A 25,202-nucleotide genomic window follows, 5' to 3' on the forward strand; every position below is an offset into this window, starting at 1 on the left:
CGCCCTTTCCGGGCCGCCAGAAACGATTGCCAGACATGACCGACACAGCCGAAAAGATCGACTATTCGAAGACCCTCTATTTGCCCGAGACTGATTTCCCCATGCGCGCCGGCCTGCCGCAGAAGGAGCCGGAACTCGTCAAGCGCTGGCAGGAGATGGGTCTCTACAAGAAACTGCGCGCTTCCGCCGCTGGCCGCGAGAAATTCGTCCTTCACGACGGTCCGCCCTATGCCAACGGCAACATCCATATCGGCCACGCGCTGAACAAGATCCTCAAGGACGTCATCAACCGCTCGTTCCAGATGCGCGGCTACGACGCCAATTACGTGCCTGGCTGGGATTGCCACGGCCTGCCGATCGAATGGAAGATCGAGGAAAAGTACCGCGAGAAGGGCAAGAACAAGGACGAGGTCCCGGTCAACGAATTCCGCCGGGAATGCCGTGAATTTGCCGCAGGCTGGATCAAGGTCCAGGCAGAAGAGTTCAAGCGTCTCGGCATCGAGGGTGACTTCGACAATCCCTATACGACGATGAACTTCCACGCGGAGTCGCGCATCGCCGGCGAACTCTTGAAGATCGCCGCAAGCGGTCAGCTTTATCGCGGCTCCAAGCCGATCATGTGGTCGGTCGTCGAGCGCACGGCGCTGGCCGAGGCCGAGGTCGAATACCAGGACTATGAGAGCGATACGATCTGGGTGAAATTCCCCGTCGTCGAAGGTCCGGCTGCGCTCAAGGATGCGTTCGTGGTCATCTGGACGACCACGCCCTGGACCATCCCCGGCAACCGCGCGGTCTCCTTTTCCGCGCGTGTTTCCTACGGCCTCTATGAGGTGACGGCCGCCGAGAACGATTTTGGCCCGCGCCCGGGCGAAAAGCTGATCTTTGCCGATAAGCTGGCCGAGGAATCTTTTGCCAAGTCCAAGCTGCAGTACAAGCGCTTGAGCGATGTCTCTTCGGCTGACTTTGCAGCGATGACCTGCGCGCATCCCTTCAAGGGTCTCGGCGGTGGCTATGAGTTCCTCGTGCCGCTGCTCGATGGCGATCACGTCACCGATGATGCCGGCACCGGTTTCGTGCACACGGCGCCAAGCCACGGTCGCGAAGACTTTGATGCCTGGATGTCGGCTGTCCGCACGCTTGAGGCCCGCGGCATCGAGACCAAGATCCCGTTCCCGGTCGACGATGGCGGCTTCTACACCGCCGACGCGCCGGGCCTTGAAGGCGCCCGTGTCATCGACGATAACGGCAAGAAGGGCGATGCCAATGACCGCGTCATCAGGGAACTGATCGCCCGCGGCGCACTCTTTGCCCGCGGCCGGCTGAAGCACCAGTATCCGCATTCCTGGCGCTCGAAGAAGCCGGTCATCTTCCGCAATACGCCGCAATGGTTCGTCTATATGGACAAGACCCTTGCCGACGGCACGACGCTGCGTTCGCGCGCGCTCGGTGCAATCGACGACACGCGCTTCGTGCCCGCCGCCGGCCAGAACCGCCTGCGCGCCATGATCGAAGGCCGCCCGGACTGGGTGCTCTCGCGCCAGCGCGCCTGGGGCGTGCCGATCGCCGTCTTTGCCGACGAGCAGGGCGAGGTCCTGGTCGATGAAGCCGTCAACGCCCGCATCCTCGAAGCCTTCGAACATGAGGGCGCCGACGCCTGGTTTGCCGAAGGCGCCAAGGAGCGATTCCTCGGCAATGACCATGACCATTCCCGCTGGACGCAGGTCATGGATATTCTCGACGTCTGGTTCGATTCTGGCTCGACGCACACCTTCACGCTCGAAGACCGTCCGGATCTGAAGTGGCCGGCCGATCTTTATCTCGAAGGTTCCGACCAGCATCGCGGCTGGTTCCATTCGTCGCTGCTGGAATCGGCTGCCACCCGTGGCCGTGCGCCTTACGACGCCGTCCTCACCCATGGCTTCACCATGGACGAGAAGGGCGAAAAGATGTCCAAGTCGAAGGGCAACGTCACCGCGCCGCAGGAAGTGATGAAGGACGCCGGCGCCGATATCCTGCGCCTCTGGGTCATGACCTCGGATTATGCCGACGACCTGCGTGTCGGCAAGACGATCATCCAGACCAATGTCGACGCTTATCGCAAGCTGCGCAACACCATCCGCTGGATGCTCGGCACGCTCGCCCACGACAAGGGCGAGGAGATCGCGCTTTCCGACCTGCCCGAGCTGGAGCAACTGATGCTGCACCGGCTTGCCGAGCTTGATGAGCTGGTGCGCGAGAACTACGACGCCTTCGACTTCAAGAAGATCGCTCGCGCGCTGATCGATTTCGCCAATGTCGAGCTTTCGGCCTTCTATTTCGATGTCCGCAAGGATGCGCTCTATTGCGATGCGCCGTCGAGCCTGCGCCGGCGCGCCAGCCTGCACGTCATCCGTCAGATCTTCGATTGCATGGTGACGTGGCTCGCCCCGATGCTGCCCTTCACCACCGAGGAGGCCTGGCTGTCGCGTGACCCGTCTGCCGTTTCCGTGCATCTTGAGCAGTTTGCTCCGGTCGCAAGGGAATGGCGCAACGATGCCTTGGCCGAGAAGTGGAAGAAGATCCGCGCAGTGCGTTCGGTTGTGACCGGCGCTCTGGAAATCGAGCGCAAGGACAAGCGCATCGGCTCCTCGCTGGAAGCGGCTCCGCTTGTCCACATTGCCAATCCGGAGCTGTTAAAGGCGCTGGAAGGCCAGGACTTCACCGAGGTCTGCATCACCTCGGCAATCGAGATCAAGGCCGGCGAAGGACCGTCGGATGCTTTCCGCCTTGCCGAGGTGCCTGAGGTCAGCGTCGTGCCAAGGCTTGCAGAGGGTGAAAAATGCGCTCGGTCATGGCGCATCACCAGGGATGTCGGCTCCGATCCGGAATATCCCGATGTTTCGGCCCGCGACGCTGCTGCCCTTCGCGAGCTTGCCGCGCTCAAGTGAAGAATATTGCCGGATGAATTGCGCTTTCGCGGTTCATCCGGTAAAAGCTGCCTGAAAATGGCCGGATTTTTGCGTCAGGGGGACGGTTGTCCGGTTGGGCGAGGATTGCACCGGCAGGGCTGGAAGGGTTTTCATGTTAGCAACGCATTGGTTCCGTATGGGCGCCTGCCTGTCTGTTGTAATGGCGGGATGCTCCCTGGTGTCCAGTTGCGCCAGCAGCCCGACCTACGGCACGGACAAGACCGCCATGGAACAGTTGACCGACGATCTCGGCCAGTCCGTGTCGTTGACTGGACCGGACCCGAAGAACAAGGGCGTCAAGTACACGCCGCGGCCGACGCTGGTGCTGCCGGCACAGGCGCAGAAAGAGACCCTCGTTGCGCCGCAGCAGACGGTCGCCAACAAGGACAATCCGCAATGGCTTGAATCGCCGGAGGAGACCCGCGCCCGTCTCGTTTCGGAAGCCGACGAGAATTCGGACAATCCGAATTACCGTTCGCCGCTCGCAAGCTCTGCGATCGAAGGCGGCCGGCGCACGACGGAAGCCCAGACCAAGGCTTATCGTGAAGCCCGTGCTCTGCAGAAGGGCTCCTATGTCGATCAGCGCCGCTATATATCAGATCCGCCGCCCGGCTACCGCACCGTCGACGATCCGGCAAAGCTCGATGATGTCGGCGAGCCCGAGCTCAAGAAGCAGAAGAAGCGTAAAAAGGATGCAGCTGTCGCCAACACCGGCAAGCAGTGGTGGAACCTCCTGCAATAGCTTTTTCGGCGCGCCGGCAAGGATGACGGCGCCGCGCACCGGCGCTGGAGATTACGGCGCCTCTCTCCTTTGCGAGAAGAACTTTCGCAGCATATCGGCCGATTGGACCTCGTTGAAGCCGGAATAGACTTCCGGGGCGTGGTGGCAGGTCGACTGCCCATAGAATCGCACGCCATTGTCGACGGCGCCGCCCTTCGGGTCCTCGGCGCCGTAATAGAGCCTGCGGATACGCGCAAACGAGATGGCTGCTGCGCACATGGTGCAAGGCTCCAGCGTCACGTAGAGATCGGCACCGACAAGGCGCTCTTGTCCAAGCGCTTCGCAGGCGAGCCGGATCGCGGCGATTTCGGCATGCGCGGTGACGTCTTTGAGCTCGCGCGTACGGTTTCCCGAGCGTGAAACGGCAATATCGTCGATAACGACGACGGCGCCGATCGGCACCTCACCGCGTTTTCCGGCCGCGCGCGCTTCTTCAAGCGCCATCTCCATGAAACGATTTGTCTTCACGATCGCAAGAATTTCCACTTAACCGCAGATGCGTGACCTGATAGACAGGCCCAAAAGGCAGGCAAACAACAAATGACACCCAAAGACAAGCCAAAACGCCCGGGCGCAAAGCCCCTTTCACGGGATATCAGGTCGAAAGCCGGCCCGAAGGCGGACGGCGAGAAGCCGGCAAAGCCTGCGGCCGCACGCACGATCGCCGCCGAGACCGATGGTGAGGCCAAGGCCGAACGCATTTCCAAGGTGATGGCGCGCGCCGGCGTTGCCTCCCGCCGCGACATCGAACGCATGATCATGGAAGGCCGTGTGACGCTGAACGGCAGGGTGCTCGAAACCCCCGTCGTCAACGTCACGCTCGCCGATCGGATCGAAGTCGACGGCGTGCCGATCCGCGGCATCGAGCGCACCAGGCTGTGGCTCTATCACAAGCCCGCCGGCCTCGTGACCACCAATGCCGATCCGGAGGGCCGCTCGACCGTGTTCGACAACCTGCCGGACGAGCTGCCGCGCGTCATGTCGATCGGCCGCCTCGACATCAACACCGAAGGCCTGCTGCTGCTGACCAATGACGGTGGTCTCGCCCGGGCGCTCGAGCTGCCGGCGACCGGCTGGCTGCGGCGCTACCGCGTCCGCGCCCATGGCGAGATCGATCAGGACGCGCTCGACAAGCTGAAGGACGGCATCGCCGTCGACGGTGTGCTCTATGGCTCGATCGAGGCGACGCTCGACCGCACGCAAGGCTCGAACGTCTGGATCACCATGGGCCTTCGCGAAGGCAAGAACCGCGAAATCAAGAACGTGCTCGGCGCGCTCGGCCTCGACGTCAATCGCCTGATCCGCATTTCCTATGGCCCGTTCCAGCTCGGCGACCTACCGGAAGGCCATGTGATCGAAGTGCGCGGCCGGACACTCCGCGACCAGCTCGGCCCGCGCCTCATCGAGGAAGCCAAGGCGAATTTCGACGCGCCGATCTACAATGCGCCGGCCGTCGCTGCCGAGGAAGAGGCAGAGCCCGCAGCACCGGAAAAACGCGAGCGTCCGCGCCGCGACGAGGACAAGCGCGAACGGGCGCTGAGCCGCCTCGACACCAAGCGCGACGACCGCCACGGTGGCGCGCGCAAAGAGGACGACCGCCGCGATGGCGGGCGCCGGGACGATGAAAGGCCAAAGCGTCCCCAGCCGCTCGGCCAGCGCCGCAGCGCCAATGTCTGGATGGCGCCGGGCGCCCGGCCGCTCGGCGAAAAGGCTGCTGCGAAAGCCGCCAAGAATGCGCAGACCGCGCGCCGGCGCGGCGAGCCGGCGCCTGCCAAGAATGATCGCATCGAGGATCGCCCGCGCACACAGGTGAACCGCGTGCGCGAAGAGGATGGCGAATGGATCCGCTCGAGCGAGCAGCCCCGTCGCAAGGATGAGGGCGAGGGCTTCGGCCGCAAGCGTTCCTTCGGGGATCGCCCCGCCCGCGAAGACCGCGGTTTTGGCGACCGCCCGGCGCGCGGCGAACGGCCGTTCAGTGATCGTCCCTCGCGTGGGGATCGGCCCTTCGGCGACAAACCGCGCGGTGATCGCAAGCCGCGTGCGGAAGCTGACGAGCGTCCTCGTGCCGCCAGAACCTCCGCCGGCGAAGGCCGTTCGGAGCGTCCGCGCGGCGACCGGCCGTTCGGTGATCGCCCCTCGCGTGGGGATCGGCCCTTCGGCGACAAGCCGCGCGGTGATCGCAAGCCGCGTACGGACGGCGACGAGCGTCCCCGTGCCGCCAGAACCTCCGCCGGCGAAGGCCGTTCGGAGCGTCCGCGCGGCGACCGGCCGTTCGGTGATCGCCCCTCGCGTGGAGACCGGCCCTTCGGCGACAAACCGCGTGGCGATCGCAGGCCGCGCGAGGACGGTGATGAGCGTCCGCGGGCAGCCAGAAGCTTTGCCGGAGAGGGGCGCTCTGAGCGTCCGCGCGGTGAAAGACCGTTCGGGGACAAGCCCTCGGGTGACAGGCCTTCTGGTGACAGGCCGCGCGGCAAGGGCTTTGCGGCCAAGCCCGGTGGGGCCAAGCCTGGTGGGGCCAAGAGTTTTTCCGGCAAGCCGAAAGGCGCCAAGCCCGGCGGTGACAGACCGGGCGGCGATAGGCCTGCAGGCGGGCCGTCCAGAGGTGGTGCTAAAGGAAAGGGAATGACGCGCGGTGCGGATCGTCGGCGGTGAGTTTCGCGGACGGCCTCTCGCCGTGCCAAAATCCAACGAGATCCGGCCGACTGCCGACCGGACGCGCGAGAGCCTGTTCAATATATTGAGCCATGCCTATCCGGAATGCGTCGATGGCACCCGGATCCTCGACCTTTTTGCCGGCACCGGCGCCGTCGGCCTCGAAGCCGTTTCACGCGGCTGTCGCCATGCGCTCTTCGTCGAAAACAGTGTCGAGGGCAGGGCGCTGCTCTGGGAGAACATCGATGCGCTCGGCCTGCACGGCCGCACGCGCATCCTGCGCCGGGATGCGACCGATCTCGGCAGCGTCGGCAATCTCGAACCCTTCGACGTGCTCTTTGCCGACCCGCCCTATGGCAAGGGTCTCGGTGAGAAGGCGATGGCGGCGGCGGCCGAGGGCGGCTGGCTACGGCCGGGCGCAATCGCCGTGCTCGAAGAACGCGCCGATATTGTCGTTTCCGTCCATCCTTCCTATGTTTTCCTCGAAAGCCGCATCTTTGGCGATACGAGGGTGCATTTCTTCCGATATCAGCCGCAATAAGCGGGGGCGGGCGTGCAGCAGGCAGAGATCATCAGCCCGAAATTGCCCGCGATCAGCGATCTGCCAACGGTTGCGGTCGCTTTCGGCGGCGGCGGCGCGCGCGGACTTTCCCATATCCATATCATCGAAACGCTCGATGAACTCGGCATCCGCCCGGTGGCGGTATCGGGTTCGTCGATGGGCGCGATCATGGGCGCTGGCATGGCTGCCGGCATGTCCGGCGCCGAAATCCGCGAACATGCGCTGACGACCGTCGGCAACAAGACGGCGGTCGTTGCTCGCATCTGGGGGCTGAGGCCGGCGACGGTGCGCGATGCGGTGGCCAAGGGTATCCGCATCGGCCAGTTCAATCTGGAGCGGATCCTCAAGGCCTTCCTGCCGTCCGAACTGCCGGCCCGCTTCGAGGACCTGCTGGTTCCGATGAAGGTGATCACCACCGATTATTACGGGCAGTGCGAAGTCATCATCGAGCAGGGCGAACTGTTTCCGGCGCTGGCCGCCTCGTCCGCCATCCCCGCCGTCTTCATGCCGGTGCGCCTGCGCGACCGCGTGATGATCGACGGCGGCATCAGCAATCCGGTGCCCTATGAATGCCTGATGGATCTTGCCGACATCGTCGTCGGCATCGATGTCGTCGGCGCGCCGGAAGGCGACGGCACCCATATTCCGAACCGCATGGAAAGCATTTTCGGCTCCGGCCAGCTGATGATGCAGACGGCGATCTCGCTGAAGCTCAAGCTTCGCCCGCCGCATATCTTCCTGCGCCCGACGGTCGGCCGCACCGGCGTTATGGATTTCCTCAAGGCCCGCGAAGTCCTCGCCATGTCCGTCGGCGTCAAGGACGATTTGAAATTCGCCCTCGACCGGGAAATCGAGGCGCGGCTGAAGCGCTAGAGCAATTCCAGGAAAAGTGCGAAGCGGTTTTCCGCCCGGAATTGCGTAAGAATAAAAAGTTAGAGCGGCTCTGCGCTTCAATGAAAAGCTGAACCGCTCTGTCGGTCGGATTGACCGTTGGTCCACGGATGAAGGCTTGGTCAGCCGATGTTCGGTGCGATGGGCCGTGCAGAACCGCGCGAAGATGGACGGGTCAAGGAAGCAGAGGCTGGGGCCTGTGCGGTTTTTCGGGAGGTTCCAAACCGGTCGGGCAGCCCAAATTCCGCGGGCGTTTCACCGAGCATCGCTTCGGCTATCAGCTCGGCATCGTCATTGTCGATCTCGAAGAGGCCAAAGCGAAGTTGATAGCCCCAGCTTGCCCGACCGCTTGTGAAGGATAGTCGGTCGAGCAGTGGCCGGATAGGCGTTTCCATGGCCGGCCACCAGGCGACATCCCGCCTCCAGGGGCGGAAGTCGGGATGAACTTCCACCTGATATGCATCAGTTTCCTTGACCATGCCAATTGCAGTCAACGCTTGCAGCCGATCCCTGCCGCCAAATGTTTCGGTCGGCGAATAGTAGATCACGCGGTCACCAGGCGCGCTCCGCCTAAGCGGAGCGGCCTTTCCGTGACAAACCTGCATGAAACCCGCTTCCCGCCCGATGCGTACATGGTTTGCCGATGCCACTGCGATCCAGTTGCGGGACATGTTTCAGCCTTCCGCCACGTTATAGACGCGCAGGCGATGCCCGTCGGGATCCGCCGCGACAAAGCTACGGCCGAAATCGAGGTCGGTCGGCGGCAAAAGGATGGTCGCGCCCTTGCCTTGCCATTCGGTGTGAAGCGTATCGACCAGGTCTGCTGTCGCGACCTTGAAACCGAGGTCGCAGCCGCCGCCCGTGGGAGCTGGCGCCGGCTCAACGCCCTTCTCGCCCCAGAGTCCAAGTGCCAGACCCGAAGACAGGATGAACATGGCGAAGGTCGGGCTGGCCTCAACGGCGTCCAGCCCGAGCAGTCGGGCATAGAAGCTGGCGCTCTTTGGCGCGTCGGCGACGAAGAGTAGAATGCTGTTGCTGTCGATCACGGTAAGCTCCTGTTTATCAGTCAGGAGGACACCTACAGAGACATGCTGACAGATTCTGGCAGTAGCGTTCCCCGGCGGCGAGTTCGCCGCGCTCAAGCTTCGTATGTCCTGGAGTTGATCTACGCGTCCGCTGTCGCATCCGCGGTCCCGGCCAGCGGATCGTCCTCGAAGGGATCGACAGCACGCTTCGGCTTGACCAGCGGTTCGGGGCGGACGGGGTGGGAAAACAGCATGTCGCGCCCGGCCTGCAGCCCTTCGGACACCTGCAGCACCAGACGCGCCTCGTCGCGCTTGCGGATATCCTCGCCGATTTCATAGGCGTCGACCTCGGAAACGCCGAGCGCCTCCAGTGTTCGCCGCCCGAAGAGCAGGCCCGATTCCAGCGTTTCACGCAGCTCGTAGTCGACGCCCTTGTTGCGCAGTTCGATCGAATGGATGCGGTCGTAGGAGCGCACGTAGAGCCGCGTCTGCGGATAGTCGGCCTGCACCAGCTCCACCACCTTGTCGGTGATTTCCTTCTTCTGCGTGCAGACGAGCACGATCTTCGCCCGGTCGATGCCGGCCGAGCGCAGCACGTCCTTGCGGGCGCCGTCGCCGAAATAGATGCGGAAGCCGAAGGAGGAGGCCTGGCGGATGCGGTCGGCCGAAAAATCGATGACGGTGACGCTGCGCCCTCCGGCAAGCAGGATCTGGGCGGCGATCTGGCCGAAACGCGAGAAGCCGACCATCAGTACGTCGGCGCTGGCGCCCTCGAAATCCTCGTCCAGCTCCTCCTGCTCGTCGCCGCGCAGCAGCCGCTTCGAAAGGGCCGATCCGATCGGCGTCAGCGCCATGGACAGCGTGACGACCGCGACCAGCAGCGAGGCCGTGCTCGTCGACATCAGCCCGACCGTACCCGCCGTGGTGAACAGCACGAAGCCGAATTCGCCGCCCTGCGGCAGCAGGAAGGCGATGCGGATCGCATCGTCGTGCGGGGAGCCCGAGATCCGGCAGAGCCCATAGATGACGATCGCCTTGACGGCCATGACGATCGGCACGGCGACGATGACGAAGAGCGCGTTGTCGGCGAGAACGTCGAGTTCCAGCGACAGGCCGACGGCGATGAAGAAGATAGCGAGCAACACGCCGCGGAAAGGCTCGATATCCGCCTCCAGCTCGTGCCGGTAGGAGGATTCGGCAAGCATCACTCCGGATAAGAAGGCGCCCATCGCCATCGAAAGCCCGGCAAGTTGCATCAGGCTCGCCGATCCCATGACGACGAAGAGGGCGGCCGCGATCATTGCCTCGCGCGCGCCGGTCCGGGCGATGATCTGGAAAAGCGGCGTTAGCAGGTAGCGTCCCATGACGATCATCGCCGCAACCGCACCGACGGCGACCGCGAAATCCAACAGCGGTGCGTTGTTGCCCTTGTCGCCGCCATCGAGGATGGTGATCAGCGCCAGCAGCGGCACGATTGCCAGGTCCTGGAACAGCAGCATCGAAAAGGAACGTTGCCCGTATCTGGTGTTGACGTCGCCGTCGCCCTCGAGGATCTGCATGGCAAAGGCGGTCGAAGACAGCGCCAGGCCAAATCCGGCAACGATGCTGCCGCGCCAGTCGAGAACTTGGGAAAACCAGGCAAGTGCGGTCAGCGCCAGCCCCGTCACCACCACCTGCGCCGTGCCGAGGCCGAAGATGTCGCGCCGCATCTGCCAGAGACGGGTGGGCTTCAACTCCAGTCCGATGATGAAGAGCAGGAAGACGACGCCGAGTTCGGCGACGGCGAGGATCTGTTCGCCATCGGTGATGCCGTGGAAGACCGGGCCGATGACGATGCCGGCGGCGAGGTAGCCGAGCACCGTGCCGAGCCCGAGCTTCTTGAAGATCGGAGCGGCGACCACCGCGCCGCCAAGCAGCAGGATCGTTTCGGAAAAAAGGGCATTGGGCGCTGACATGCTGACAATTTCTTTCAACGGCAGGGAGCACGCAGGCAGCCCCGATAAAGAATCGGCGGCGGCGGCCTTGATGCTTGGGAGAGTGCACAATAAATGGAAGCCGAAGGAAAGGCCAAATCATGTCCTCTGAAATTGATTCCTCGACACTTCTTTCCCGCGCAACTCAATTGATCGATCTGGCAAGGAAGGCAGGGGCTGATGCCGCCGATGCCGTCGTCGTCCGGTCGCGCTCGCAATCGGTCAGCGTGCGCCTCGGCAAGGTCGAGGGCACGGAATCCTCCGAAAGCGACGATTTTTCCCTGCGCGTCTTCATCGGCAAGCGCGTCGCCAGCGTTTCGGCCAATCCGGGCTTCGATCTTCAGGCGCTTGCCGAACGCGCCGTTGCCATGGCCAAGGTTTCCCCGGAAGACCCCTTCGCCTGCCTGGCGGATGAGGCGAGCCTTTCGAGATCCTATCCCGACCTGCAATTGCTCGATACCACGGAGGTCTCCTCCGAGATGCTGCGCGAGGCGGGTCTTGCGGCTGAGGCGGCCGCGCTTGCGGTCAAGGGTGTCACCAATTCCTCCGGCGCCGGCGCCTCAGCCGGCATGGGCGGCCTCGTTCTTGCCACCTCGCACGGATTCGAAGGCAGTTACATGGCCTCGCGTTTCGGCCATTCCGTCAGCGTCATCGCCGGTGAAGGCACCGGCATGGAGCGCGATTATGATTTCGACAGCCGTCTCTATTATGCCGAGCTCGACGACCCCGCTGAAATTGGCCGTCGCGCCGGCGAACGGGTGATCAAGCGCGTCAATCCGCGCCAGGTGCCGACCGGCAAGGACGTCACGGTGATCTTCGACCCGCGTGTCGCCCGCGGCTTCGTCGGCCATATCGCCGGTGCGATCAATGGTGCTTCCGTCGCCCGCAAGTCCAGCTTCCTGCGCGACAGAATGGGTCAGCAGGTGCTGAAGTCGGGCCTGTCGATCACCGATGATCCGCTGATCGTGCGTGGGCCCTCCTCGCGGCCCTTCGATGGCGAGGGTGTGTCCGGCGAGCGGCTTGTCATGATCGAGGATGGTGTTTTGAAGCACTGGTTCCTCTCGACCTCGACCGCGCGCGAGCTCGGCCTCGAGACCAACGGCCGCGGCGTGCGCGGCGGCACTGCCGTCTCGCCTTCCTCCACCAACCTTGCGTTGGAACCCGGCGACATTTCGCCGGAGGATTTGATCCGCAGCGTCGGCAACGGTTTTTATGTCACCGAATTGATCGGCCACGGCGTCAACATGATCACCGGCGAATACAGCCGCGGCGCCACCGGCTTCTGGATCGAGAACGGCGAACTCACCTTCCCGGTCTCCGAGGTGACGATCGCCTCGAACCTCAAGGAGATGTTCATGCGCCTGACGCCGGCAAACGACATCGATCGCAAGTTCGGCGTCGCGGCCCCCACCTTCGCCATCGAAGGCATGACGCTTGCCGGACGCTAGAGCATGATGCCGAAAAGTGTGCGCGGTTTTCGGACGACATCATGCTCCAACTGTAGTTCAGAAATGGATTGATCTGATGAGCGACATGGAGAAAGCCCGGTGGCAGAGCGATCTCACGCTGATCGCCGATGCTGCGAGAGAGGCGGGCGCCGTCGCTTTCGGCTTCTTCAACCAGTCTCCCGAGGTCTGGTGGAAGAACGAGGACCGGTCTCCTGTCAGCGCTGCCGATTTCGCTGCAAACAAGACGCTCGAGACCATCCTGCGCAAGGCCCGGCCGGATTATGGCTGGCTGTCGGAGGAAACCGACGACGATGCCGACCGTCTCTCACGCGAGACGCTGTTCATCGTCGATCCGATCGACGGCACGCGCGCCTTCCTCGGCGGGCAGAAGGTCTGGTGCGTCAGCGTTGCGGTGGTTCATCGCGGCCGGCCGGTGGCCGGCGTGCTCTATGCCCCGGCGCTCGAGGAGCTCTATGAGGCGGTCGAGGGCGGCGCGGCGCTGAAGAATGGCGTGCCCTTCACCGTCTCGGCCGCCGGAGCGGAAGAGATGAGCCGCCTTGCGATCGGCGACGACCTGCTGAAGACCTTTCCGTCGGCGTTCCGCGACCGGGTGACGCGCGAGAAATACATTCCCTCGCTCGCCTATCGCATCGCCATGGTGGCGGATGGTCGTCTCGAAGGCACCTTCGTCAAGGGCAATTCCCATGATTGGGACCTTGCCGCCGCCGATCTGATCCTTGTCTGCGCCGGCGGCGGCCTCGTCGACATCGAAGGCCAGCCGATCGTCTACAACCGTGCCGAAGTCACCCACAAGGTTCTCTGCGCGGCCCCAACGCGCCGCCTCGGCGAGTTCCTCGCGGCCTTTGCGGAGCGACGAGACAGTTGACGTTTCCGTCAAAATCCCGCAGATGGGTGGCGGAGGAGAATAGGCAGAAAGAGAACAAAAAATGACTGAATCCGGTGACAAGAAGCAACTTCTGCATCTCGTTTTTGGCGGTGAACTGGAAAGCCTCGATGACGTCCAGTTCCGTGATCTGCAGGGTCTCGATATCGTCGGCATTTTCCCGGATTATGCCACGGCGCTGACGGCCTGGAAGGCGAAGGCGCAGCAGACGGTCGACAATGCGCATATGCGCTACTTCATCGTCCACATGCATCGTTTGCTTGATCCGCAGGAAAAGGCCAGGGGCAACTGACCTTTGCAAGTGCTGCCGGCCGGCCGCTCGTCGAGCGGGGCTTTGGTGCATCGGGCGCCCGTCGATCCGGATTGTTGGACGCATTCTGAACAAATTAATCGGCCATTGCGGCCGCAACGATAATTAGGGAATGGGTTTGATGTCGATCGGTTTTGATCGGAGGCTGGCGCAATGAGCTCCCGGATGGCGCGCTTCGGTCTGAACGCATACCGTCTGGCGGGAACCGTGGCCTCTCCTGTGGTCGGCCTCTACATCACCTACCGCACGGCCAAGGGCAAGGAAGACCGGGCCCGCCGCCTGGAACGTTTCGGCTATCCGAGCGCCAACCGGCCGCAAGGCCCGCTCGTCTGGTTCCATGCCGCAAGCGTCGGTGAAACCAACGCCGTCATCCCGCTGATCCGCGAAATCCGCCGCCGCGACATCCATGTCATCCTGACGACCGGCACCATCACCTCCGCCAAGCTCGCCGCCGAGCGCCTCGGCCAGGAAGCGATCCATCAATATGTGCCGCTCGACCTGAAGCCCTCCGTCAGCCGCTTCCTCGATTATTGGCAGCCCGATTGCGCCATCATCGCCGAATCCGAGATCTGGCCGGCAACGGTGTTGGAACTCGGCCACCGCCGCATTCCGCAGATCCTGATCAATGCCCGCATGTCGGACCGCTCCTTTGCCCGCTGGCGCGGCCGCCCGGCGATCGCCGAAGCCTTGTTCGAGAATCTTGCCCTCGTCATCGCCCAGTCGGATGTCGATGCCGAACGTTTCCGCGATCTCGGCGCTGTCCCTGTCATCACCTCGGGCAATCTGAAGGTCGATACCGACGCACCGCCTTATGACAGCGCTGTCCTCGCCCGCTATAAGAAGCAGATCGGCGAGCGCAAGACCTGGGCGGCGATCTCGACCTTCGACGGCGAGGAGAATGCCGCCGCCATCGTTCATCGGGCGCTGAGGGAGCGCGACCATCAATTGACGATCATCGTGCCGCGCCATCCCGAGCGCAGCGACGAGATCGAAGCGGCCCTGGTCAAGCAGGGGCTGAAGGTCGCCCGCCGCACCCGCGACGATGTCTTGTCCGCCGATGTCGATATCTTCCTTGGCGATACGATCGGCGAAATGGGCCTCTATTTGAGACTGACGGAAATCGCTTTCGTCGGCCGCTCGCTCTTTGCCGAAGGCGGCCAGAACCCGCTGGAGCCTGCCATGCTCGGCTGCGCCATTCTCTCCGGCGGCCATGTGCAGAATTTCCGCGATGCCTATCAGAAGCTTGCCCGCAGCGGCAGCGCCCGCATGGTGCGCGATACCGAAATGCTGGCCAAGGGCGTGCATTACCTGCTGATCAATGACGACGCCCGCCGCAACATGATCGAGGCCGGCATCACTGCCGTGCACGAGATGCGCGGCGCGCTGACGGCGACAGTGAAGGGGCTGGAACCCTATATCAATCCGCTGACGGTGAAGGCGCGGCTGTTGCCCAAGGCCGTGGCCCAGGTCTAAGGAGATATGATGTCGGCAGCGTCCCCTATCAAAGGCATTCTCTTCGACAAGGACGGCACGCTGCTCGACTATGATGAGAGCTGGCTGCCGGTCAACCGCGAGCTTGCCCGCATCGCAGCCCAGGGGGATGAGCTTCTCGCCGACCGGCTGCTTTCCGCTTGCGGCATGGATCCGGTGACCGGCCATATCGTTCCCGACAGCCTGCTTGCCGCCGGCAATACCCGCCAGATCGCCGAGGGTCTCGTTGCCGCGGGCTCGATGGTCGATGTCGGCGAACTGACGGTCCGCCTTGACGAGCTCTTTTCCAGCGCTGCCGAATTTTCCGTGCCGGTGACCGATCTTGCCGGTTTCTTCGCCCGGCTGCATCGGCGCGGCTTCAAGCTCGGTGTCGCCTCCAGCGACAATGAACGATCGATCCGCCAGACGGCGGAACGTTTCGGTTTTGCCCCCTATGTCGATTACATCGCCGGCTACGACAGCGGTTTCGGCGTCAAGCCGGAGCCCGGCATGGTGCTCGGCTTCTGCGCTGCAACCGGTCTTTCGCCTGAAGAGGTCGCCATGGTCGGCGACAACAACCACGATCTGCATATGGGTCTGAATGCCGGGACGGGGCTGCGGATCGCGGTGCTCACCGGCACCGGTTCGCGGGAGACGCTTGCCGCCGCAGCCGATCACGTGCTTGACGATATCACCGCCATCGAGACCCTGCTGCCCGATCTGCAGCTCGCCTGACCGCCGGCACTTAACCCCGAAATTCGGAATCGATTTTCGCGGTTAAGTGCCGGTTCAAAGTCGTAGAGCGTCCTTGATGCGTCCTATCGGAGGCGCGGTGCCGTAAGGGCTTGCATTTTTTCAGGTTTTGGCTTCTCAATCCGGCCGGTCGAAAAGCAGGGGACTGGCTGTGGCTAAAGCAATTCCAGCAAAAGTGCACAGCGGTTTTGCCGGGAAAAGCGCGCAGCGACTTTCCCACGGGATTGCGTGAGAACAGGCCGGACAGGGGAGCGGGACGGCAAGATGATATCTGAAGCGCCACCGTTCTGGTGGAGGAAAGCCGATTGGCGGGCCTGGCTGCTGCTGCCGCTTTCTTTTCTCTATGGCCGTATCGCCGGCCACCGCATGGCCCATGCGCGCCGCGCCTCCGTTCCCATCCCGGTTATCTGCGTCGGCAATTTCACCGTCGGCGGCGCCGGCAAAACGCCGACGGCGCTGACGATTGCCCGCGCAGCCAAGGCGAAAGGGCTGAAACCCGGCTTTCTCAGCAGGGGTTACGGCGGTTCGCTCGATGTGACGACGGTGGTCGACGCTGATCATCACCGGGCGATTGCCGTCGGCGACGAGCCGTTGCTGCTTGCCCAGGAAGCGCTGACGGTGATTTCCCGAAGGCGCGTCGAGGGTGCCGCACGCCTGGTGGCGGAGGGTGCCGATCTCATCATCATGGATGACGGTTTCCAGAGTGCCCGGCTGACGATCGACTATGCCCTGCTCGTCATCGACGCGACCCGCGGCCTCGGCAACGGCCATATCGTTCCGGGCGGGCCGGTCCGCGCGCCGATCCGCCAGCAGCTGCGTTCTGCGACAGCCCTATTGAAGGTCGGCGGCGGCAATGCCGCCGACAGGATCGTCCGGATGGCGGCGCGCGCCGCAAAACCCTATTTCACCGCATCGCTGAAAGTGCGCGGCGACAATACGCTTGCCGGCACGAAGGTGCTCGCCTTCGCCGGCATCGCTGATCCCCCCAAATTCTTCCGCACGGTCGAGTCGCGCGGCGCCGAGATCGTCGTCGCCAAGTCCTTCGGCGATCACGAGCACCTGACCGAGGAGGAGATCGACGACATCCTGACGACTGCCGAGCGTCAAGGTCTCTTGATCGTCACCACGTCCAAGGATTTCGTCCGCCTCTCCGGCCATCAGGGCAAGGCGGCACGGCTCGTCGAAAAGAGCCGGGTGATCGAGGTCGACATGGTCTTCGAGGATCACCTCGCCCCCAGCTTAATCATTGACCGGGCGATCGTCGCCTGCCGCGAGCGGAGGCTGCGGGAGATGAAGGCCGGAGTTAAAACGATTCCAAGAAAGGCTGAACGGCTCTAACAGGCAGCTGCAAACGCCTCGTCCTGCGTACATCTCCACATGCAACGCTATCACGCGATCGAGTGAAGCAAAGTTTCGCGGGCGGAAGTCAGATGCAACCGGCATGCGCGATCGATCAAGGCGATATTGCGGCTTTCGAGGGCTTCGATCAGGGCGAGATGTTCCTTGATGGCGACCTCATTCCGGGCGCGTTCATCACGCTTGTTCCACTGATAATGATAGTGGAAGACCATGGCTATCACGTCTTGGAAGCTTTCGATAAAGCGGTTTGGCGCGACTGCGGTAATTAGCCGGTGGAACCGGCTGTCCAGCTCCGAGAAATCCTGAAACCGGGCGTCGATATCCGCGAGCAGTTCCAAATGTGCCGCCCGTATAGATTGGATCTGTTTCCAGACGGGCGACCCGTCGGGCAGGGCAGCGAAAAGCCGTGCGGAGCGCATTTCGAACATCTCTCTGATCTCGAACAGCTCGAGTGCGAAACTGGCTGTGAACCCTTTAAAAACCCAGCCTGCATTCTGACGCTTCTCGATCAGCCCATATTTCTGAAATCGATTGAGAAACTCACGGACAATCGTTGTCGCGACGCCGAATTTCCGAGCTAGTTCCGCCTCGTTGATTTCTGTGCCCGGACAGGCATCGCCGCGCAGCATCCATTCCATGAAGCTCGTCTCGACCTGTTCCGAAATTGCCAAGGTCTCTTTCTTCGGATAGCGCTCTTTCTGTCGTGGCTGCTCACGTATGATCCGCCTGTGTGCTTCAGATATGATGATCCCACGTGCGGACATCCCCGCCAGCACCTTCCGCACCGTTGTTCTGCTCACGCCAAGCTGGGCGCGCAGTGCATTTTCGGACGGCAATTCCGCCCCAAGATCGAGCGTGCGAATGATATCGATCATATCATTGAATGCCCGCTTGAAAGTCGTATCTGTTCTCATGGTGCAACTCTTGATATGATTAGATATCCATAAAAAACAATTTGACGCACGTGTATCATATGTTTCTTATGTATAAAAAACGGGGGAGGCTAGGGGAATTTGGAAGACTCCGGGATTCTGCCTCAGAATTCGTCCCGGCCTGGTGGTTCGCACGATGCAACCTTCCAGCCGAGACAATCTGGCATCACATTCGGACTGAAGCTATTGAGCCTTGGCCCTCTATTGATCCTGATTATGCTCATCGCCGTCGTCAGTTTGATCACGCCGGCCTTTCTAAAGCCGGTTAACCTGGGGAACATCCTGGCGCAGACTGCAGTGATTGCTGTTGTAGCAATGGGGCAGCAACTCGTTATCCTGACGCGCGGCATCGACCTGTCTGTCGGCTCGAATCTTGCGCTGGCAACAGTCATCGGCGGACTTGTCTATCAGCAGGTTGATTCTTCAGTCGTCGTCATTATGGCCATGCTGCTTGCCGGCGCTGCCATTGGTGCGGTCAACGGCCTGGTCTTTGTCTACGGTCGGCTGCCACACCCCTTTATCATTACACTTGCGACCTTGAGTATCTGCCGCGGTCTGGCACTTGCATTGGCGCCCGGCCACACCACCATGCGCGGGATGCCCGATGCAGTGACCGCGATCGGTGGCGGTACGACGCTTGGTGTGCCCAATTCCTTCTTTGCCGTTGCGATGTTCGCGCTTCTTTTTCTGATCCTGACGAAGTCGATTGTCTTTGGCCGTTGGATCTATGCGGTCGGCGGCGCGCCGAATGCCGCCAGAAGCATGGGTATCCCGGTAAAGGGCGTTCTGCTCGCAACCTACATTATTTGCGGCTTTTGTGCAGGTGTCGGCGCGGTGCTGCTCGCAGGACGGACCGCCGCCGCCTCGCCAATCTACGGCAATCTTTTGGAACTCGACACGATTGCTGCGGTGATTATCGGTGGCGCCAGCTTCCTTGGCGGACGAGGCCATCTCGGCCACGCCCTGATCGGCGCGGTGCTGATCGGCGTCATCCGCAACGCCCTTAACCTTCTAGGGGTCGACGTGTTCTTTCAAATGATCGCGATTGGGCTCGTCATCGTCATCGCCGTAGAGGCCGACGTGCTTCGTAACCATCTCGAGGCGCGCGCGCGTGTGCTTCAATCGGCGAGAGTGCAATGAACACTGCATCCACCACACCGGCACTTTCGGTTCGAAACGCCCAGAAGCGCTTTGGCGCCATCCATGCCCTGAAAAATGTAAGCTTTGATGCCTATGCAGGTGAGGTAACCGCTCTCTTGGGTGACAACGGCGCCGGCAAGTCGACGCTCGTCAAATGCATCAGTGGGCTTCATAGTCTCGACGAAGGAGAAATCCTCGTGGATGGCGCGCCCGTATCGCTCCATTCAACGGCCGCCGCCCGCCGCGCCGGTATTGAAACCGTCTATCAGGATCTGGCGCTTTTCGACAACCTGACCCCCGTACAGAATTTCTATTGCGGACGAGAAATCTCTTTCCCCTCCTGGCTGCCGCGTCCGCTCCGCTTCCTCAACACGGGCCTGATGAAGCGGGAAGCAGCGAGCGTCATCGATCGCCTGAAGGTTAAGCTGCCGAGATTCGATGCGCCGGTCGCGCTGATGTCTGGGGGACAGCGACAGGCGATCGCGGTCGCGCGCGCCATTGTTTTTGCGCGCAAGCTGGTAATCCTTGACGAACCAACCGCCGCCCTCGGTCTTCGCGAGTCTCGCCAGGTTCTTGACCTTATCCATCAGCTCAAAGCCGACGGCAATGCCGTGATCATCATCACGCACAATATGGAGCATGTCGTCGAAATCGCCGATCGGGCGGTTGTGCTGCGGCAGGGGCGCAAGGTGGGTGAACTGAAGCCAACGCAAGCGAACAAGCAGGACCTTGTCGCGATGATTGTCGGCGCCGAGGCTTAAAGGAGATCGCTGCTTCTTTGGGGCAGCGGACAACGAGATCGCTCTAGAGGAGGGCGGTCGAAACATGGGAGGTCTATCATGAAACTGCAATCCCTGCTGGGCGCTCTTGCGCTCCTGGCCGTCGCTGTAGTCCCGTCCTGGGCGCAGGAGCCGGTCAAGCTCGGCTTTATAACCAAATTCCCTGTACCGTTCTTCGCAACAATGGAGAACGCAGCCAAAGATTATGCAAAGAGAAATCCCGGCGTCGAGATCATCTACGGGCAAGGTACATCGGCAACCGACATCGAGGGCCAGATTGCACAGATCGAGTCCATGGTGACACGAGGCGTGCAGGGCATTGCCCTCACTCCCGTCGATCCCACCGTGTCCACTGCGCTGGACAAGGCGGTGGCGGCCGGTGTCAAGATCGTGCTGATGGATAACAACATTCCGGATTGGAAAGGCAGGACGGCGCTTGCCACGACCGATAATTTCGCTGCGGGCAAAATCGCTGGCGAATATCTCAAAACCGTTCTTAAAGCCGGCGACACGCTCGGGATTCTCGAGGGCGTGCCCGGTGTGCCGGCGCTTGATGACCGCGTGAACGGTATGCTTGAAGGGCTGAACGGCCTTGATGTCAAGATCGTCGGGAAAGGCGCAACAAACTGCACCGAGGAGCTCGGGATCAGTGTCGCCGAGGATCTGCTCACGAAGAACCCGGATCTCAAGGCCATTTATGCCGCTTGCGGCCCGCCCGCTGCTGGCGCGGCGCGCGCAATCAAGAACGCTGGCACTGCCAATGACAAGATTGTGCTGGTCGGTTTCGATTTCTGCTGCGGCGAAGAGGAAGCGCTGAAGAGTGGAGTCGAGGATGCGTCGGTTGCGCAGTTCCCCACCAAGATGGCTGAACTCGGTGTGGATGCGCTGGTAAAATCGATTCGCGGAGAGAAGGTTGAGTCCTTGATTGACTCCGGCGCTGCGCTCGTGACGCCGGAGAATATGGCGAAATTCAAGTGAACCGTCGCCCCTGTGGGGATCGGATCACGCAAACGGTCCGTCCTTCGCTGGGCGGGCCGGCGGGTGACCGCTCGTTGTGCCCAGATTTGAATCTTTTATCGGGACGGCCAGCACGCCTTCAGCAAAGCCTTGGCTGATCGTTATCGATGGTGAGGCGCGCGACGCTTTAGCGCCGCTGGTTCGGCAGCACGCCGGCGCGTTTGTCGGCCTCGATCGCCGAGATCACGTCGGCATAGGGCTCCTGCCGGGCAACACTCCAGTAGCGCAATTCATCGAGCGGGATCTGTTTTCCCGTCATCGCGCAGACGACATAGGAGCCGGGCGAGAGAATCTGGAAATCGCCATCGAGATACCGGATCTTCGCTTCGCGGTTTCCGTGTCCTTCGAACAAATTCATGCGCTCCGTTCCCTGCAGTCTGTCATTAAAGCATGTTGCGCAAAAGTGTGCCGCGGTTTTGCGATCACGACATGCGGAACACCAAAGACCTAAAGCGTGGCAAGCGAATCTGAAAGATCGCGACACGCTTTAGTCTGCCATACTCCCGAAAGGGTTGCTTTTCCAGCTTTTTTAGCTTCTGCCGAAAAGCCGCTCGATATCGCTGAGCTTCAATTCGATATAGGTCGGCCGGCCGTGATTGCACTGGCCGGAGCCGGGCGTCACTTCCATTTCCCGCAGCAGCGCGTTCATTTCCTCCGGTCGCAGCCGCCGTCCGGAGCGCACCGAGCCGTGGCAGGCCATGGTCGCCGCCACATATTCGAGCTTGGCCGATAGGCCCGACGCCGTGTCCCATTCGGCAATCTCGTCGGCAAGCTGGCGGATCAGCCCATGCGCATCGACCTCGCCGAGCATTGCCGGCGTCTCGCGCACGGCAATAGCGCCTGGGCCGAAACGCTCGATCGCAAGGCCGAGTTCGGAAAGCTCGGCCGCATGCTGCATCAACCGGTCGCAATCCTCTTCCGGAATGTCGATGATTTCGGGGATGAGCAGCACCTGAGAGGCCAGCCGCTTGGAGTGCAGCGCCTTGCGCATTGCTTCGAAGACCAGCCGCTCATGCGCGGCATGCTGGTCGACGATGACGAGCCCGTCCTCGGTCTGGGCGACGATATAGTTGGCGTGGATCTGCGCCCGCGCCGCGCCGAGCGGATACCGTGCGTTTGGTTCGGGGGCTGACGGCTGCGGCGAAAACTGTGGCTCGGCCCGCGCCGTCGGCATCGAAAGTCCGTCGAAGGACGCCTGTGGTCGTTCGCCGAAACCCGTTGTCGGCTGAAAGGGCCGGGAGGGCGATGTCTCGGCCGACCATCCGCCCTGCGGCCGCTGGGTATTCGGCTGGAAGCCGGGGCGGAAGGAACGCAGCATGTCGCTCGCCCCGGTCGTTGCCGCTCGGCTGCCGTCGCGCGCCAAGGCCTCGCGGATGGCGCCGACGATCAGGCCGCGCACCAGGCCAGGGTCGCGGAACCGCACGTCGGATTTTGCCGGATGCACGTTGACGTCGACGAGAGCGGGATCGAGCGTGATCGACAGCACCGCCACCGGATAGCGACCGGATGGGATCGTCTCAGCATAGGCGCCGCGGATCGCCGAGAGGATCAGCTTGTCCTGCACCGGCCGGCCGTTGACGAAGGCATATTGATGAGCGGAGTTGCCACGGTTGAAGGTCGGCACGCCGGCAAAGCCAGTCAGCGAGATCTCTTCGCGCACGGCGTCGAGCGCAATCGCATTGTCCCGGAATTCCTTGCCGAGCACCTGCGCCATGCGCGCCAGATGATCGTCGCCGGTCGCCGGGAATTCCAGCGTCGTGCGGTCCGAACCCGACAGCACGAAGCGCACCGCCGGAAAGGCGATCGCCATGCGCTTGACGATCTCGGTAATGGCGCCGGCCTCGGCTTTCTCCGTCTTCAGGAATTTGAGCCGGGCCGGTGTGGCAAAGAACAGGTCGCGCACCTCGACGATCGTCCCGGGATTGGCGGCAGCCGGGCGCATATGCGCGATTTTGCCGCCGGTCACGGCGATCTCGTGGCCGCCGGTGCTGTCGCGCTTGCGGCTTGCGATGCTGAGCCTCGCGACCGAGCCGATCGAGGGCAGCGCCTCGCCGCGGAAGCCGAGCGTACGGATATCTTCGAGCGTCTCCGATATCTTCGAGGTGCAGTGGCGCCTGACCGCCAGTTCCAGATCGGCCGCGTCCATGCCCGAGCCGTTGTCGCTGACACGCAGCAGCGCCTTGCCGCCGCCAGCCGTGGCGATTTCGATGCGCGTCGCGCCCGCGTCGAGTGCGTTTTCGATCAGTTCCTTGGCAGCGCTCGCCGGCCGTTCGATGACTTCGCCGGCGGCGATCTGGTTGATGAGCGTTTCGGAAAGCTGTCTGATGGCCATGGGCTATTTTCGGGGATTCGCGGGCCGGAGGGAAGGGGTTTCGATGCGCTTTCCCCAAAGCGTGATCACCGCCGTCCCCGAATTTGGGGGTGGCTAGTGTTAAGCCGGTTTTAACATAAAAATGGCATTTCTAATCACATACTTCCGGAAGCTGTGAAATCGAACAGATGTGGGACGCAATGGAATGAGTGCCGGCTTCGAAAAGGCGGACACATCATCAGAAATCGATGGGTCTCCCGCCGAGGCCGATCTGCAGACGGCGCTTTTCGATGTGGTGTGCGACAGCCTTTCCGCAGCTTTCATCATCTACGACAAGAACGATCACCTGATCTTCGCAAGCCGCCAGACCCTCGAATTCTTTCCGCTGCCCGCCGAAATGCTGAAGCCGGGCACGCGGCTTCGCGATTTCCTCGGTGCGATGTACGACACCGGCATTCGCCAGCAATATGATGTGAGGCAGGGCGGCTCGCTGAGCCGCGAGGACTGGCTGTCGCAGAAAATCGCCTCGCATTGGCGCGAGCGCTTCGACGCCGTCGAGCGCCACGGCGCCGACAGCTGGGTCCGCTTCGTCAAGCGCAGGCTGCCGGGCGGTTACGGCGTCACCATCATCTCCGACATTTCCGAGAACAAGAAGCGCGAAGAGCAATGGCGCTCCGATCTGGAGCGCGTGCAACTGACCGAGGACATTCTCGACAATCTGCCGTTTCCGCTTTTCGTCAAGGACCGCAACCTCACCTATGTCGCGGTGAATCTCGCCTTCTGCGAGAAATATCAGACGAGCGCCGACGAGGTGCTCGGGCGCAAGAGCGGTGATCTTTTTTCAGAGGAGATCGCCAAGCGTTTCGAGGAGAGCGATCGCCACGTACTGGAGACTGGCGAGATGTCCGTCTCTCGCCAGCGTCAGATCTCCCGCGACGGCATCGAGCGCGACATCGTCAGCCGCAAGCACCGCATCGGCAAACCCGGCCGCTATTTCCTGGTATCGACCATGCAGGACCTGCCGCGCGACGGCGCCGATCTCGACGAGTTCGGCCAAGCGTCCGCGATCACCGCCTCCAGCAATCAAAGCTACCGCCGGGCCTATGTGCCGGTACCAACCGGCGTCGAGCGGCGCGAACCGGCGGCGATGGAAGCGATCGTTCCGGAGAATTTCTCCGGCCGCAAGGTCCTCGTCGTCACTGCCGACCTCGCAGCCGAGACCGCCGCGCTGCGGACGCTGACGAAATACGGCTTCGAATCCTGCTCGGTCCGCGGCGAGGACGAAGAGGAGCGGTTCCTGGAAATCGCTACCTCCTCCGGCATCTCGCTCGATCTCTTGATCATCGACAACCAGATGGGTATGCGCTGCCTCGAGCTTGCCGAGCAATACGGCATCCCGGCGCTCGTCATGGACGGTTTCCAGATCGCCAACGAGCTCACATTCCAGATCGCCCGCCATTTCAATCGCAACAGCCGCAGTGCTGCCGGTTCGGATACCGATTGGGAAATCAGCATTTCCGACGATGTGGTTGGCCTGCAGGTTCTCGTGGCCGAAGACAACGACATCAACCAGATCGTCTTCTCGCAGATCCTCGAAGGCCTCGGCTACCGCCATATGCTGGCAGCGACCGGCGACGAGGCCGTGCGCCTCTGGGCCGAGCACCGGCCACAGATCGTGCTGATGGATATTTCCCTGCCCGGTTTCAACGGCTTCGAGGCCGCGCGCCTCATCCGGCAGATGGAGGAAACCGGCGGCGGCACCCGCACTCCGATCATCGGCGTGCTCACCCAGGCCTTCGAGCGCGACCGCGCCGAATGCGTCAAATCAGGCATGGACGACGTCATCATGAAACCCGTCAGCCCCGATATGCTTGAGACGGTGTTTCAGAAGTACCTGATGGACGAACCTATGCGGGCGCGAAACTAGAAGGCGATACCCGTCAACTC

General features: G+C 62.3%; 21 protein-coding genes and 2 pseudogenes. 15 read left to right on the forward strand and 8 right to left on the reverse strand.

All coding sequences use genetic code 11. The features are described from left to right. Positions 1-35: 35 nt before the first annotated feature. Positions 36-2,927, forward strand: a complete 2,892-nt coding sequence (ileS, locus tag U5G49_RS02580; protein ID WP_193445753.1) for an isoleucine--tRNA ligase — start codon at positions 36-38, stop codon at positions 2,925-2,927. A gap of 133 nt (positions 2,928-3,060) precedes the next feature. Then, complete coding sequence (locus U5G49_RS02585) at positions 3,061-3,690, forward strand: hypothetical protein (RefSeq protein WP_113542655.1); 630 nt, start codon at positions 3,061-3,063, stop codon at positions 3,688-3,690. A 51-nt stretch (positions 3,691-3,741) separates the two neighbouring features. Here U5G49_RS02585 and U5G49_RS02590 read toward each other — a convergent pair whose 3' ends face one another. Next, on the reverse strand, positions 3,742-4,179 hold the full coding sequence (locus U5G49_RS02590) for a nucleoside deaminase (protein ID WP_113542656.1): 438 nt from the start codon (positions 4,177-4,179) through the stop codon (positions 3,742-3,744). 90 nt (positions 4,180-4,269) lie between these two features. Here U5G49_RS02590 and U5G49_RS02595 point away from each other — a divergent pair, with 90 nt between their 5' ends. Genes U5G49_RS02595 through U5G49_RS02605 form a run of 3 tightly spaced genes read left to right on the forward strand, consistent with a single transcriptional unit; the run spans position 4,270 to position 7,816 of the window. After that, positions 4,270-6,381 (forward strand): pseudouridine synthase, encoded by a 2,112-nt coding sequence (locus U5G49_RS02595; RefSeq protein ID WP_113542657.1) that lies wholly within the window; start codon positions 4,270-4,272, stop codon positions 6,379-6,381. Further along, positions 6,362-6,922 (forward strand): 16S rRNA (guanine(966)-N(2))-methyltransferase RsmD, encoded by a 561-nt coding sequence (gene rsmD, locus U5G49_RS02600; RefSeq protein ID WP_017959156.1) that lies wholly within the window; start codon positions 6,362-6,364, stop codon positions 6,920-6,922. The genes U5G49_RS02595 and rsmD overlap by 20 nt, the downstream gene beginning before the upstream one ends. 12 nt (positions 6,923-6,934) lie before the next feature. Then, complete coding sequence (locus tag U5G49_RS02605; protein ID WP_018244977.1) at positions 6,935-7,816, forward strand: patatin-like phospholipase family protein; 882 nt, start codon at positions 6,935-6,937, stop codon at positions 7,814-7,816. 95 nt (positions 7,817-7,911) lie between these two features. On the opposite strand, the pseudogene U5G49_RS02610 reads toward U5G49_RS02605, so the two are convergent. The 4 genes and pseudogenes from U5G49_RS02610 to U5G49_RS02625 all read right to left on the reverse strand — a co-directional run. Continuing rightward, a pseudogene (locus U5G49_RS02610) lies at positions 7,912-8,053 on the reverse strand (IS481 family transposase); the annotation flags it as partial. 92 nt (positions 8,054-8,145) lie between these two features. Beyond that, positions 8,146-8,505: pseudogene (locus U5G49_RS02615) on the reverse strand (EVE domain-containing protein); the annotation flags it as partial. Positions 8,506-8,508: 3 nt separating this feature from the next. Next, entirely contained in the window at positions 8,509-8,880 is a 372-nt protein-coding gene (locus tag U5G49_RS02620; RefSeq protein WP_193445755.1) for a VOC family protein, read from the reverse strand. A gap of 119 nt (positions 8,881-8,999) precedes the next feature. Next, positions 9,000-10,814 (reverse strand): monovalent cation:proton antiporter-2 (CPA2) family protein, encoded by a 1,815-nt coding sequence (locus U5G49_RS02625; protein WP_112906030.1) that lies wholly within the window; start codon positions 10,812-10,814, stop codon positions 9,000-9,002. A 119-nt stretch (positions 10,815-10,933) separates the two neighbouring features. Here U5G49_RS02625 and U5G49_RS02630 point away from each other — a divergent pair, with 119 nt between their 5' ends. The 6 genes from U5G49_RS02630 to lpxK all read left to right on the forward strand — a co-directional run bounded on the left by U5G49_RS02630 (position 10,934) and on the right by lpxK (position 17,055). Next, complete coding sequence (locus U5G49_RS02630) at positions 10,934-12,280, forward strand: TldD/PmbA family protein (protein WP_018244982.1); 1,347 nt, start codon at positions 10,934-10,936, stop codon at positions 12,278-12,280. Between the two features lie 76 nt (positions 12,281-12,356). After that, positions 12,357-13,166: a 3'(2'),5'-bisphosphate nucleotidase CysQ gene (locus U5G49_RS02635; protein ID WP_193445756.1), complete on the forward strand. Its 810-nt coding sequence runs from the start codon at positions 12,357-12,359 to the stop codon at positions 13,164-13,166. 61 nt (positions 13,167-13,227) lie between these two features. Beyond that, positions 13,228-13,476 (forward strand): DUF4170 domain-containing protein, encoded by a 249-nt coding sequence (locus U5G49_RS02640; RefSeq protein ID WP_018244984.1) that lies wholly within the window; start codon positions 13,228-13,230, stop codon positions 13,474-13,476. A gap of 171 nt (positions 13,477-13,647) precedes the next feature. Beyond that, a complete protein-coding gene (waaA, locus tag U5G49_RS02645) occupies positions 13,648-14,967 on the forward strand; it encodes a lipid IV(A) 3-deoxy-D-manno-octulosonic acid transferase (protein WP_193445757.1) in 1,320 nt (439 codons plus the stop codon). Between the two features lie 9 nt (positions 14,968-14,976). Beyond that, positions 14,977-15,699, forward strand: coding sequence for an HAD family hydrolase (locus U5G49_RS02650; protein ID WP_193445795.1), 723 nt, complete (start codon positions 14,977-14,979; stop codon positions 15,697-15,699). 282 nt (positions 15,700-15,981) lie between these two features. Next, entirely contained in the window at positions 15,982-17,055 is a 1,074-nt protein-coding gene (gene lpxK, locus U5G49_RS02655) for a tetraacyldisaccharide 4'-kinase (protein ID WP_193445758.1), read from the forward strand. Between the two features lie 50 nt (positions 17,056-17,105). Here lpxK and U5G49_RS02660 read toward each other — a convergent pair whose 3' ends face one another. Beyond that, a complete protein-coding gene (locus U5G49_RS02660) occupies positions 17,106-17,990 on the reverse strand; it encodes a GntR family transcriptional regulator (RefSeq protein WP_193445759.1) in 885 nt (294 codons plus the stop codon). A 99-nt stretch (positions 17,991-18,089) separates the two neighbouring features. Here U5G49_RS02660 and U5G49_RS02665 point away from each other — a divergent pair, with 99 nt between their 5' ends. From U5G49_RS02665 to U5G49_RS02675, 3 genes are all read left to right on the forward strand, one after another. Further along, positions 18,090-19,148, forward strand: coding sequence for an ABC transporter permease (locus U5G49_RS02665; protein WP_193445760.1), 1,059 nt, complete (start codon positions 18,090-18,092; stop codon positions 19,146-19,148). Beyond that, positions 19,145-19,909 (forward strand): ATP-binding cassette domain-containing protein, encoded by a 765-nt coding sequence (locus U5G49_RS02670; RefSeq protein WP_027685817.1) that lies wholly within the window; start codon positions 19,145-19,147, stop codon positions 19,907-19,909. The genes U5G49_RS02665 and U5G49_RS02670 overlap by 4 nt, the downstream gene beginning before the upstream one ends. A gap of 78 nt (positions 19,910-19,987) precedes the next feature. Continuing rightward, the gene (locus U5G49_RS02675; protein ID WP_193445761.1) at positions 19,988-20,905 is read left to right on the forward strand and encodes a sugar ABC transporter substrate-binding protein; all 918 of its coding nucleotides are present in this window, start codon (positions 19,988-19,990) and stop codon (positions 20,903-20,905) included. 166 nt (positions 20,906-21,071) lie between these two features. Here U5G49_RS02675 and U5G49_RS02680 read toward each other — a convergent pair whose 3' ends face one another. Both U5G49_RS02680 and mutL read right to left on the reverse strand, forming a co-directional pair. Next, a complete protein-coding gene (locus U5G49_RS02680; RefSeq protein ID WP_003588271.1) occupies positions 21,072-21,302 on the reverse strand; it encodes a DUF2093 domain-containing protein in 231 nt (76 codons plus the stop codon). A 171-nt stretch (positions 21,303-21,473) separates the two neighbouring features. Continuing rightward, on the reverse strand, positions 21,474-23,276 hold the full coding sequence (gene mutL / locus U5G49_RS02685; protein WP_193445762.1) for a DNA mismatch repair endonuclease MutL: 1,803 nt from the start codon (positions 23,274-23,276) through the stop codon (positions 21,474-21,476). A gap of 184 nt (positions 23,277-23,460) precedes the next feature. On the opposite strand from mutL, the gene U5G49_RS02690 reads away from it, so the two are divergent. Further along, positions 23,461-25,182, forward strand: a complete 1,722-nt coding sequence (locus U5G49_RS02690; RefSeq protein WP_112906032.1) for a response regulator — start codon at positions 23,461-23,463, stop codon at positions 25,180-25,182. Positions 25,183-25,202 lie beyond the last annotated feature (20 nt).

This window comes from Rhizobium indigoferae, from assembly GCF_034554815.1.
GTDB lineage: Bacteria > Pseudomonadota > Alphaproteobacteria > Rhizobiales > Rhizobiaceae > Rhizobium > Rhizobium leguminosarum.